The organism is Allobosea sp. P1_A7, from assembly GCF_056406775.1.
This window is the reverse complement of sequence record NZ_JBFTZN010000317.1, coordinates 1-11,482: the sequence shown is the minus strand read 5'-3', so window position 1 is coordinate 11,482 and position 11,482 is coordinate 1. Positions and strand designations below refer to the sequence as shown.

Genomic DNA, 11,482 nt, shown 5'->3' with positions numbered 1-11,482 from the left:
CCTGCGCAACCCGGATCGCTACGACCTGATCACGCTCGAACCGCCGCCACCCTCTGCTGCGGGCGTCGCCAACCTGTATTCGAGCGATTTCTATGCTCTGGCTCAATCGCGCCTTGCCGAGGGGGGCCTCGTCGCGCAGTGGCTGCCCCTGCCGACCCAGAACGACGAAGACACGCGGTCTCTGGTGCGCAGCTTCCTCGACGTCTTCCCGCACGCCACCCTCTGGACCACTGAGCTGCACGAGATGCTGCTGATCGGCTCGCAAGAACCGGTTTCGCTGGATCTGCAGAGGATCGCCGGCCGCTTCGCACAGCCGGAGGTGGCAAAGGCTCTGAGTGATGTCGGCATCGATTCCCCTGCGGCTCTCCTCGCGACCTTCGTCACCGATCGGCAGGGGCTGGAGCGCTATGCAAGCGCTGCTCGCCCCGTGACGGATGACGATCCGCGCATCGAATATGCAGGCTGGGTGCGGCGGCTCGAACTGGCGCGGACCTTGCCCATTCTCCTGGAGATGCAGGGAGAACCGCCGGTCATCGGCGCCGACGATGCATTCCGGGCCGATCTTGCAAATGAGCGCAGCAGACTCGTGACATTCTACGATGCCGGCCTTGCCGCTTATGTCGGCGACCGGGCGCGCTGGGCGCGGCAGATGCGGCGCGTGATCCAGGCCGATCCCACCAACCCCTATTATAACTGGTTCACAGGGGGCCCTCGCGAATGAGCGAGCGCGGAAGCGTTCTGCGGGATGCCCGCCCCCGGAAGCCCGACATTGAGAAGGAGAACCCGGTGCTGAACGTTCGAGCTGCCCTGGCCGCGTTGTTCCTGGTCTCATCCTGGGCGTGGAATGGCGCCGTCCTCGCCCAATCCGACCCTCTGCCATCCTGGAACGACGGYAAGGCAAAGACCGCCATCGTCGAATTCGTCAGAAGGGTAACGCAGGAGGGCGGCCCCAATTACGTCAAGCCGGCGGAGCGCATCGCCACCTTCGACAATGACGGCACGCTCTGGGCCGAGCAGCCGGTCTATTTCCAGCTTCAGTTCGCCTTCGACGAGGTGAAGCGGCTCGCTCCCCTGTATCCGGAGTGGAAGAGCAAGGAACCCTACAGGTCGGTCCTGGCCGGCGACATGAAGGGGCTGGCGGCCTCCGGAGAAAAGGGCCTCCTGCAGATCATGGCGGCTGCCCATTCCGGGATAACGACACGGGAATTCGAGCGATTGGTCGTCAGCTGGCTCAACACCGCGCGGCACCCGACGAAGAAGCGCCCCTATACCGAGATGGTCTACCAGCCGCAGCTGGAGCTGCTGACCTATCTGCGCGCCAACGGCTTCAAGACCTTCATCGTCTCGGGCGGTGGCGTCGAATTCATGCGCGTCTTCGCCGACAAGGTTTATGGCATCCCGCCCGAACAGGTGGTCGGCTCCGCCGGTGCAGTGACATTCAGGCTGAGCCCGAGCGGCAAGCCCGAACTGTTCAAGGACGCCAAGGTCGAGTTCATCGATGACGGTCCCGGAAAGCCTGTCGGGATCAACCGCTTCATCGGCCGGCGACCGATCCTGGCCTTCGGCAATTCCGACGGCGACCTGCAGATGCTGCAATATACGACGGCCGGCGATGGGCCACGCCTGGCCCTCATCATCCATCACACCGATGCCGAGCGCGAATGGGCCTATGACCGCAAGTCGCCTATCGGTAAGCTCGACAAGGCTCTCGATGAGGGCCAAGCCAACGGCTGGACCATTGTCGACATGAAGTCGGACTGGAAGGCTGTCTTTCCGCCGGAGCCGTAGCGATGAACAAGGAAGACGTGGTCAAGCGCTTCAGGATCACGGACGGCGACAAGTTTCGGCTTTCCGACGTCGACCCCGCCGATGTTTGCGGTTTCGACAGTGAGAAGGACGACGCCAAGGAGTTGCTGGCAGCCGGGGTCAAGCGTCTGCACGCGCTGCAGGAGCGGCTCTACGCCGAAGGGCGCTGGTCGCTCCTCGTCATCTTCCAGGCGATGGATGCGGCCGGCAAGGACGGCACGATCGAGCACGTCATGTCGGGCATCAACCCGCAAGGCTGCGAGGTGACGTCCTTCAAGGCTCCAAGCACCATTGAGCTGCGGCACGATTTCCTGTGGCGCACCACCTGCGCACTGCCGGAACGCGGTCATATCGGGATCTTCAACCGTTCCTATTATGAAGAGGTCCTGGTCGCGCGGGTCCATCGCTCGGTCCTCGAAGCGCAGAACCTCCCGCCCAAGCTGATCACAGACGATATCTGGCGCGAGCGTTTCGAGAGCATGCGCGATTTCGAGCAGCACCTTTCGCGCAACGGCGTCGCGATCCTGAAATTCTTCCTCCATGTCTCGAAGGACGAACAGCGGCGCCGTCTCCTCGCCCGGATCGACGAACCGGACAAGAACTGGAAATTCGACTCAAGGGATCTGGCCGAGCGCGGTCATTGGGACGAGTATATGGGTGCCTATGAKGATGCGATCCGGGGCACCGCGACGAAGAGCGCGCCCTGGTACGTCATTCCCGCAGATCACAAATGGTTCACGCGGCTCGCCGTGGCGGCAGCCATTGGCGAAAAGCTCGAACAGCTCGACCCACAGTTTCCGACGGTCGACGACGACATGCGCAAGGCCATGGCACAGGCGCGCAAGGTATTGGCGAGCGAGGAGCGGTCCGAGCGCGCCAAGGCGGATTGAACAGCAGCGGAGGCCCGACGACCATGACGGATGGCGCGGTACTGGACAGGATCGACACGTTGAGCGGCATGATCCGCATTCCCGGCGGAACCTTCCGCATGGGCTCGGACAAGCACTATCCGGAGGAGGCGCCGAGCCATCGCGTCACGGTCGATGGTTTCTGGATCGACGCGACTCCGGTCACCAATGCGCAGTTTCGCGCCTTCGTCGAAGCAACCGGCTACGTCACCTTCGCCGAGATCCCGCCGGACCCAAAGGACTATCCCGGCGCCCTGCCCCATATGCTGCGAGCAGGCTCGCTGATGTTCAACCCGCCGACCCATGCGGTCGACCTGCGCGACTGGTCGCAATGGTGGAAATTCCAGTTCGGCGCGACCTGGCGCAAACCCTATGGGTCGGGGTCGTCGATCAAGGGGCTCGACGACCACCCGGTCGTGCATGTCGCCTATCGCGATGCCGAAGCCTATGCAGCCTGGGCCGGAAAGGCCGTGCCGACCGAGGCCGAATGGGAATTCGCCGCACGTGGCGGGCTTGAGGATGTCGAGTTCGCCTGGGGCGACGAGTTGACGCCTGGCGGACGTCATATGGCCAACACCTGGCAGGGCAATTTCCCCCACGAGAATACGCGGGAAGACGGGTTTGCGCGCACCTCTCCTGTCAGCGCCTTTCCCGCCAACGGCTATGGCGTCCACGACATGATCGGCAATGTCTGGGAGTGGACAACGGATTTCTGGTCGACACGCCATCAAGGCGATGCACCCAAGGCCTGCTGCGTGCCGCAAAATCCCCGCGGCGGCCCCGAGGCCAACAGTTATGATCCGCGTCAGCCTGCGATCCGCATTCCGCGCAGGGTCCTGAAGGGCGGCTCGCATCTCTGCGCACCAAGCTATTGCCGGCGCTATCGCCCGGCCGCCCGCCATGCCGAACCGGTGGATACCTCGACGAGCCATGTCGGCTTCCGTTGCGTGGTCCGGACCGAGCCCATCCCCCCGACCTGAATGCAGCTGTAACGGTTACGTTGCTGACTAGAGCGCCGCTTCGTTCAGAATTCCGGCGAAAGCCCCATTCGCATTCCGGAGGGAACAGGCTGATGAGCGACGGCAGGGGATCGGCGGCTCGGGATGCGGTCGTCGATCTGCAGAAGCGGATCAACCAGGACATCATCGGCCAGGAACGCGTCGTCGAACGGCTCGTCGTCGCACTGCTTGCCAATGGCAATGTCCTGCTCGAGGGCCTGCCGGGCCTCGCCAAGACCCGCGCCATCAAGAGCCTTTCGAATAATCTCGAATCCGACTTCAGCCGCATTCAGTTCACGCCGGACCTTCTCCCCTCGGACGTCACCGGCGGCGAGATCCTGCGCGGCGACGGTCAGTTCGAGTTCCGCAAGGGCCCGATCTTCGGCAATCTTGTCCTGGCTGACGAGATCAATCGCGCCCCGCCCAAGGTCCAGTCGGCGCTCCTCGAAGCGATGGAGGAACGGCATGTGACGGTCGCCGGCAAGCGCTACGACCTGCCCGACCTCTTCATGGTACTCGCGACCCAGAACCCGATCGAGCAGGAGGGAACCTATCCTCTCCCGGAAGCGCAGATGGACCGCTTCCTCATGCATATCCGGATCGACTACCCCACCGATGCCGATGAGGTGAAGGTGATGCGGCTCGTTCGCGGGGAAGCTGCTGAGCCGACGGGTGCTGCCGCGCAGCCTCCGCCGAAGATCCCGCAGAAGCTGATCTTCGAGGCGCGCTCCGAGATCGACCGGGTGACGACGAAAGCGGTCGTCGAGACCTATATGGTCGCCCTTGTCGCCGCGACGCGCAGGCCCGCCGAATTCGGCGACAAGCTGAAGAACTGGATCGCAGTCGGGGCAAGCCCGCGCGGCTCGCTCGCACTCGATCGCTGCTCGCGCGTCTATGCCTGGCTCAACGGACGCGATTATGTCACGCCCGAAGATGTCCAGGCGATTGTCCATGACTGCCTGCGCCATCGCCTGTCGCTCAGCTACGAGGCCGGCGCCGACGGCGTGAATGCGGACGGTGTGCTGGACGAGATCATGAAACTGGTTGCGGTCGCGGCCTAGGGCGGAGCGGCTCATGGCGTTGATGCGGGAAAGACAGGGAGCAGGCAGCGCCGTTCCGGAAACTGGCGCGCGCGTCTTTGTCTCGCTCGATGACCTGCTGCGGCTGAAGCACCGTGCAAAGGGTTTCAGCTTTCTGCCTCGCCAGCCGGTTCACAGCCTGCTTGCCGGCCGGCATGCCTCACGCCTGCGGGGACGCGGCCTGAACTTTGAGGAGTTGCGCCACTATTTCGAGGGGGACGATACCCGTTCGATCGACTGGCTGGCGACGGCTCGTCTCGGCTCTCCTCATGTCCGCGTCTATTCGGAAGAGCGCGATCGGCCGGTCCTTTTGATCATCGACCAGCGCAGCACGATGTTCTTCGGCAGCCAGCGGGCGATGAAGTCAGTCGCAGCCGCCGAAGCCGCGGCACTCAGTGCCTGGCGCGTCACCTCCCTCGGCGATCGCATCGGCGCGGTCGTCTTTGGCGATCGGCAGATCGTCGACATCAAGCCGCAGGGGCGTGATATCGGCGTGATCCGCGTGCTTTCGGAAGTGGTGAAGCAAAATCACGCCCTGGGCCAGCCAGAACCGACGTCGGCGGCGGCCCAGCTCAATGAAGCCCTTCGCCATGCGGTCCGCATGGCGACGCATGACTGGCTGGTCTGCCTGATCTCCGATGCGGCCGGCGAGGATGAGGAAACGGCGCAGCTGATCACCCGCCTTTGTGCTCACAACGATGTTCTGGCCGTCTACGTTCACGATCCGCTCGAGCGTGACCTGCCGGATGTCGGCCCCGCCGTTTTCAGCTCCAGTCTTGGCCAGATCGAAATCGATTCTTCCTCTCAGGATCTGCGTAGCCGGTTCGCGCGCGAGCATGCAGACTGGCGCGCACGACTGGCGGATCTCTCCCGCCATCGGGCGATCCCGATTCTTCCGATCTCGACAAGCCTCGATGTTGCGGCACAGTTCCGCGAACTCATTGGCAGACGCAGCGAACGCCGGGCCGCGGCAGCGCAAGGGCGGCCGCTGCGATGAGCGACGATCCCGGGAGCCTGGCCAATCTTCGCGACCTGGTGCTGCCTCCGGACATTCCGTTCTGGCCGCCCGCGCCGGGTCTCTGGATCGTCGCGGCAACGTGCCTCGCGATGCTCGCGGTTCCGCCCTGGCGCGCGGTCCAACGCTACCGCGCCGCCGCCTATCGTCGCGCGGCGATCGCCGAACTGGAGACCATATCGGCTGGGATAGAGCAGAACGATCCCGACGCCGTCGCCCGCATCTCCGCGGTGATGAAGCGCGTCGCCATGGTCGAATACGGCCGCGACAAAATTGCCTCGCTCAGCGGCCCCGCTTGGGCCGATTTCGTTGCACACGAGGCAGGCACGGGCTTCGATCCGGCCACGATACATCGGCTGCTCACCGAGGCCTTCGATGGAAGGACCAAGCCGGATCCGTCTGAACTACGGCTTCTCATCGGGCATGCCGAGCTATGGGTCCGCGCCCACCGCACGCCTACCGTCGCGGAGGCCTGACCATGCTGACCTTCGCCTATCCCTGGCTGGCCCTGATCACCCCCCTGCCGATAGCGGTCTGGCTGCTTCTGCCCGCCCATGCGAGCAATCGATCGAACCTCCGTTGCATCAGGACCGTCCTACCAGGGACCTGCTGCTTCTGGTCGACCTGTCCGGGTCGATGGACACGAAGGACTTCGTCGACGCATCGGGCAAGACCGTCGACCGACTGACGGCGGTCAAGCAGGTGCTCGACGAATTCCTGTCGCGACGCAAAGGCGACCGGGTCGGCGTCGTCGTCTTTGGCGATGCGCCATTCGTCCTCGTGCCGTTTACGACCGATCTCGAACTGAGCCGCGCGTTGCTGCGCGACACCGTCGTCGGAATGGCCGGTCCGCGCACGGCCTTCGGTGACGCGATCGGCCTCGGCATCGGGCTCTTCGACCGCAGTACCGTCAAGGCGAAGACGATCATTGCGCTGACCGACGGCAACGACACCGCCAGCAAGGTCCCCCCCGTAGAGGCCGCAGGTGTCGCGAGGGACCGGGGCATCGTCATCCATACAGTCGCCGTCGGCGATCCCACGGCGGCCGGTGAAGACAAGCTTGACGAGGGCGCTCTCAAGGAGGTCGCCAGTACGACGAAGGGAGGCTTCTTCCGCGCGCTCGACCGATCCCAACTCGCCGAGATCTACCAGCGGCTCGACGAGATCGAGACCCGCAAGATCGATACGGTGAGTTTTCGCCCGAAGCGCGATATTTATTGGATGCCCTTGGCCGCGGGCCTGAGCCTGTCGCTGCTGCTGCAGGCGCTGCGAATGCTGCGGCGCCGATACCTGCGTGCTGCGCTTCGGATCAACGATCTCGCGATCTCGAAGGGGGCGCCATGATCGAAACCCTTTCCGCATTCCACTTCCAGCGCCCACTTTGGCTGTTCGCCTTCCTTCCGGCGCTTGTCCTGGTGCTGCTTGAATACCGGGCCGCTGATACAGCCGGCCGGTGGCGCCGCATCATCGATCCCGAGTTGCTGAAATATCTTCTGGTCGACAATGGCCCCGTGTCACGCATCACCCCCAATGCCGTGCTCTTGGCGGCCTGGACGCTCGCAACCATCGCCGTCGCCGGTCCGGCCTGGCAGCGCGAACCCTCGCCCTTCGCCGATGCGAAGCCGCCGGTCATCATTGTCCTCAAGGTCACTCCGTCGATGATGACGGAAGATCTCGCCCCGACCAGGCTGGACCGGGCTCGCCAAAAGCTCTCCGACCTGCTGAGCCTCCGCGAGGGGGCAGCAACCGGTCTCATCGCCTATTCCGGCTCGAGCCATCTTGTCCTGCCACCAACCCAGGACAGCACGGTGGTGCTGGATCTCGCCAAGGCCCTGTCGCCCGCGATCATGCCCAAGGAGGGCGACGACCTTGCCAATGCACTCGCCTTGGCGCAGCGGGTACTGGCCGGCAACGGGCATGGCGGCTCGATCCTGGTGATGGCCGACACGGTCGCGAGTGATCAGCTTGCCCGACTGGGCGAGACCGCCGCAGTAGCCGCGACCACCATCCTGTCTCTACTACCGGCCAATCTGGATGCAGCCAGCACCGGAGAGGCAGCCCGCGCGCTTCGCGCGACCGTCGTCGCGACCACGCCGGATCAGGTGGACATCACCGCGATTGAGCGCAGGCTCGATCGCGTCGGGCGCACCGCCGACGTCGCTGGCGAAGGACAGCATTGGCAGGAGGCAGGATACTGGCTGACGCCCCTCTTTGCCCTGCTCGCGCTGCTCTGGTTCCGCCGTGGATGGGTGCTGACATGACCCGGCCGATCGTCAAAATGTGTGCCCCCTATGCGCTCATCGCGGCCGTCGCCGTCCTCCTGCTAGCGCTCCTCGCCCAACGCATCGGCTGGCCCAACCTGTTCCTGACTCCGGACCAGCGCGGCCGCATCCTGCTCGATAATGGCCGACCTGCCGACGCAGCCAATGCCTTTCGCAATCCGATCTGGCGGGGCGTTGCCCTCTTCCGCGCGGGAGATTTCAAGAGTGCAGCGCAGGCCTTTGCCGCGGTCGACAGCGCCGAGAGCGCCTATGACCAGGGCAATGCCCTCATCATGCTCGGCCAGTACGATGACGCCATGCAGCGCTACGACCGGGCGCTGACCTTTCGGCCCGGCTGGCCGGAGGCCGTTACCAACCGCGAGATCGCCCGCATCCGCGGCGAGCGCAAGAAGGCGGAAGGCGGGGTCAATGACAACACCGAGTCCAAGCCCGATGAAATCGTCTTCGACAAGACGAAGAAGGGCGGCGAGGACACGACAATCGAGGACCCCGCCCAGGCGATGTCCGATGAGGCCGTGCGCTCGCTCTGGCTCAAAAGGGTTCAGACCCGGCCCGCGGATTTCCTGCGCGTGAAGTTCTCCTACCAGCTTCAATCGCCCGCCTCAGGGACGCAGCCATGATGCGCCATGTGGCGGCTGTCGTCGTTGCGCTCGCGATGGCTATGGCCCCGGCACTGGCGCAAGCCCCCGCTGCGACGCCGCTGGTTCGGACGACGATCGCACCCTCGGAAGGTATCGTGATCGGCCAGCCGGTGCAGCTGCATGTCGAGGTGCTGTTTCCCAGCGAGATGCCACGGCCGCCGCTGGTCAAACTCGCGGAGGCTCCAGGAGCCCAGACCCTGCGTTTCGAAACTCAGGCGATCACGATTCGGGATCGCATCGGCGATCAGGATTATGTCGGTCAGAGATTCGAGTTCGTGATTTTCCCAAGGCGCGGCGGCGATATCCAGGTGCCGGCAGCCGATGTCACCCTTCTCGACCGAGCCGGCGATCCCGTCGGATCGGCCAAGGGACAACAGATACATTTCTCGGTCACCGTTCCACCGGGTATCGACCCTTCCGGTCCGGTTCTTGCCGCATCCGACGTCCGCGTCAGCGAGACCTGGTCTCCCGATCCGGTGTCGTCTTCCTTCACGGCCGGGAGTGCGATCACTCGCGCAATCCAGCGCAAGGCCACGGGCGTGCCGGCGCTCGGCATGGTCGATTTTCGCTTTACCGCGCCCGAGGGCGTGCGTGTCTATGTCGATCCGCCGGTCGTCGACGACAAGGTCGATCGCGGCTCCGTCGAGGGCTCTCGAACCGACAAGGCCACCTATGTCTTCGAGAAGCCTGGCAGCTATGTTCTGCCGGGTCTCTCGCAGCCCTGGTGGGATACCGACGGCAGGCAAGCCCGGACGGAGACGGTGGCCGGGGTCACGTTGAAAGTCGCCGCGACGGCGGCCGCCCCGGCACAGCAGCCGCCCTGGCGCAACGCCATTGCGAACTGGCGCAAATTCGTCATTCCGGTGCTCGGCGCCGCGCTGGTCCTGCTCGCATGCGCCATGCTCTGGCCCTGGCTGAGCTCCCGATGGCGCAGGCGCGAGCAGAGACATCTCGCCTCGGAGACCTTTGCCCGAAAAACTCTGCGCCGGATTGCCAGCACCGGGGATGCTCCGGCGAGCTATCGTGCGCTCGCGACATGGCTGGAGCGATTGCCCCCAGACGGCAAGGACGCCGCGCGACGGGACAGCCGCTTGCAATCGTTGATCAAGCAGCTCGAGCACGCCCTGTTCGGAACGGGCGGCAGTTGGTCAAAACAGAACGGAGCGGAGTTGGCAGAACTGGTCGCACACTTCCCTACGCTCAAGAAGGGCGGCCTCGTCCACGTCTCGCCACCCCTCCCTCCGCTCAATCCGCCCCCTCCGTCGCGGCGCCCTGCGTCTCAGGAGAGTGCATGACTGCGCAATGTAGTGCCGATCATGCCAGCGCCCAGCGTCTCATCGGAAATATCTCGCGGCGGCTGGGCTCCACGCAACCGCACGACAATTCGCCCCGACGGTTCGGAGCCATCGCTCCCATGTGAAATTTCCATGCGATTTCAAAGCGAAGACTGACATGCAGCATCCCCTCAAGGCCCGGTTCCAGCACACGGTCGCCCTCATTGCGACGGTGACCCTCCTTCTCCCGCCGCCCACCATCGCCCTGGCCCAAACCCCGCGAACGGCAGCCGCCTCGACAACCGCGCCGCAGGCAAGCCCGACCCAGTCCTGGCCGCGCACCGTCGCGGATGCCGCGGAGGACATCACCATCTATCAACCGCAGATCGAGAGCTGGCGGGGAGATATCCTCGAAGCCCGCTCGGCCGTGTCGATCCAGCGTCCCGGCAGCCAGGCGCCGACGCTGGGCGTGATCTGGATGAAGGCGAGAACCTCGGTCGACAAGGAAAGCGATCTCGTCTCGCTGGATGGCATCGAGCTCACCAGGGCGAATTTTCCCTCGGACACCGCCAATTCCAACGCCTATCTGACGACGTTGCGCGAGCATGTCCCCGGTGGCCTGCGCACGATCTCGCTATCTCGCCTGCAGGCCAGTCTTGCCGTCTCCGAGGCCGAGACCGACCAGACGCAGGCTGTGCGCAACGAGCCCCCCAAAATCGTCTACAGCGAAACACCGGCCCTGCTCGTCCTGATCGACGGCAAGCCCCAGCTACGCCAGGTTGCCGGCAGCAAGCTGCTGCGCGTGATCAACACACCCGCCCTGATCCTGTTCGACGAGGCTGCCGGCGTCTACTACCTGCGCGCGCTGAAGACGTGGTGGAATGGCAAGGCGCCTGAAGGTCCCTGGGCCGTGGCGCCACAGCCTCCGGCCAGTCTGGCCGGCGCGTTGAAGGCAGYCGGGACCCAGGTCAATCTGATGGACACGCCGCCAGTGGACATCGAGGCAGCAGTTGCAGGCCGGGCGATCCCGACCCTGCATGTCAGCCTCGGACCGGCGGAGCTGATCCAGACGGCGGGTCATCCGGAATATCTGCCGATTCCGGATACGCAGCTGCTCTATATCAAGAACACCAGCAGCCATGTCGTCATCGACGTCGCCAGCCAGGAGAACTATGTCCTGATCTCCGGGCGCTGGTTCAGCTCCAAATCGCTTTCCAACGGCCCTTGGAGCTTCGTTGCGGGCGACAAGCTGCCAGCGGATTTCGTCAAGATCCACGACAGCCACCCGAAGGGCGCCGTGCTGGCCTCGGTGAGCGGCACGGTCCAGGCCCAGGACTTCGGTAACGGGGCCGTCTCAGTCAACTGGATTTTGGCGCAGATCATCGTTCGGCCGCTCTGATCGCGCGGTCGCGTGGCGATCCACATTGGCCGACACCGTCCAGCCTGGCTGGCTACGCGGCCTCGCCCTGAGATCTCCCC

At 64.6% G+C, this 11,482-nt stretch carries 11 protein-coding genes and 1 pseudogene; all 12 read left to right on the top strand.

The window, feature by feature from the left end:
* Positions 1 to 721: pseudogene (locus AC1D34_RS32570) on the top strand (spermidine synthase); the annotation flags it as partial.
* A gap of 68 nt (positions 722 to 789) precedes the next feature.
* Positions 790 to 1,788 (top strand): HAD family hydrolase, encoded by a 999-nt coding sequence (locus AC1D34_RS32565; protein WP_441507036.1) that lies wholly within the window; start codon positions 790 to 792, stop codon positions 1,786 to 1,788.
* Between the two features lie 2 nt (positions 1,789 to 1,790).
* Positions 1,791 to 2,696, top strand: a complete 906-nt coding sequence (locus AC1D34_RS32560; protein WP_476826468.1) for a polyphosphate kinase 2 family protein — start codon at positions 1,791 to 1,793, stop codon at positions 2,694 to 2,696.
* 23 nt (positions 2,697 to 2,719) lie between these two features.
* Positions 2,720 to 3,694 (top strand): formylglycine-generating enzyme family protein, encoded by a 975-nt coding sequence (locus AC1D34_RS32555; RefSeq protein ID WP_441488133.1) that lies wholly within the window; start codon positions 2,720 to 2,722, stop codon positions 3,692 to 3,694.
* Positions 3,695 to 3,786: 92 nt separating this feature from the next.
* Positions 3,787 to 4,773, top strand: coding sequence for an AAA family ATPase (locus tag AC1D34_RS32550; protein WP_441506945.1), 987 nt, complete (start codon positions 3,787 to 3,789; stop codon positions 4,771 to 4,773).
* 13 nt (positions 4,774 to 4,786) lie between these two features.
* The gene (locus AC1D34_RS32545; RefSeq protein ID WP_441506944.1) at positions 4,787 to 5,788 is read left to right on the top strand and encodes a DUF58 domain-containing protein; all 1,002 of its coding nucleotides are present in this window, start codon (positions 4,787 to 4,789) and stop codon (positions 5,786 to 5,788) included.
* Positions 5,785 to 6,282, top strand: a complete 498-nt coding sequence (locus AC1D34_RS32540; RefSeq protein WP_476826467.1) for a DUF4381 domain-containing protein — start codon at positions 5,785 to 5,787, stop codon at positions 6,280 to 6,282. The genes AC1D34_RS32545 and AC1D34_RS32540 overlap by 4 nt, the downstream gene beginning before the upstream one ends.
* Positions 6,283 to 6,385: 103 nt before the next feature.
* Entirely contained in the window at positions 6,386 to 7,150 is a 765-nt protein-coding gene (locus tag AC1D34_RS32535) for a VWA domain-containing protein (protein WP_476826466.1), read from the top strand.
* Entirely contained in the window at positions 7,147 to 8,067 is a 921-nt protein-coding gene (locus AC1D34_RS32530) for a VWA domain-containing protein (protein ID WP_441506941.1), read from the top strand. The genes AC1D34_RS32535 and AC1D34_RS32530 overlap by 4 nt, the downstream gene beginning before the upstream one ends.
* Positions 8,064 to 8,708, top strand: a complete 645-nt coding sequence (locus AC1D34_RS32525) for a tetratricopeptide repeat protein (protein ID WP_441488127.1) — start codon at positions 8,064 to 8,066, stop codon at positions 8,706 to 8,708. Before AC1D34_RS32530 ends, AC1D34_RS32525 begins: the two co-directional genes overlap by 4 nt.
* Positions 8,705 to 10,024, top strand: coding sequence for a BatD family protein (locus tag AC1D34_RS32520; RefSeq protein WP_476826465.1), 1,320 nt, complete (start codon positions 8,705 to 8,707; stop codon positions 10,022 to 10,024). Before AC1D34_RS32525 ends, AC1D34_RS32520 begins: the two co-directional genes overlap by 4 nt.
* 157 nt (positions 10,025 to 10,181) lie before the next feature.
* A complete protein-coding gene (locus AC1D34_RS32515) occupies positions 10,182 to 11,402 on the top strand; it encodes a hypothetical protein (protein ID WP_476826464.1) in 1,221 nt (406 codons plus the stop codon).
* Positions 11,403 to 11,482 lie beyond the last annotated feature (80 nt).

Coding starts and splice junctions, on each gene's coding strand:
- AC1D34_RS32520 (WP_476826465.1), top strand. CDS start 8,705: ATGATGCGCCATGTGGCGGCTGTCGTCGTTGCGCTCGCGATGGCTATG.
- AC1D34_RS32555 (WP_441488133.1), top strand. CDS start 2,720: ATGACGGATGGCGCGGTACTGGACAGGATCGACACGTTGAGCGGCATG.
- AC1D34_RS32550 (WP_441506945.1), top strand. CDS start 3,787: ATGAGCGACGGCAGGGGATCGGCGGCTCGGGATGCGGTCGTCGATCTG.
- AC1D34_RS32530 (WP_441506941.1), top strand. CDS start 7,147: ATGATCGAAACCCTTTCCGCATTCCACTTCCAGCGCCCACTTTGGCTG.
- AC1D34_RS32540 (WP_476826467.1), top strand. CDS start 5,785: ATGAGCGACGATCCCGGGAGCCTGGCCAATCTTCGCGACCTGGTGCTG.
- AC1D34_RS32545 (WP_441506944.1), top strand. CDS start 4,787: ATGGCGTTGATGCGGGAAAGACAGGGAGCAGGCAGCGCCGTTCCGGAA.
- AC1D34_RS32525 (WP_441488127.1), top strand. CDS start 8,064: ATGACCCGGCCGATCGTCAAAATGTGTGCCCCCTATGCGCTCATCGCG.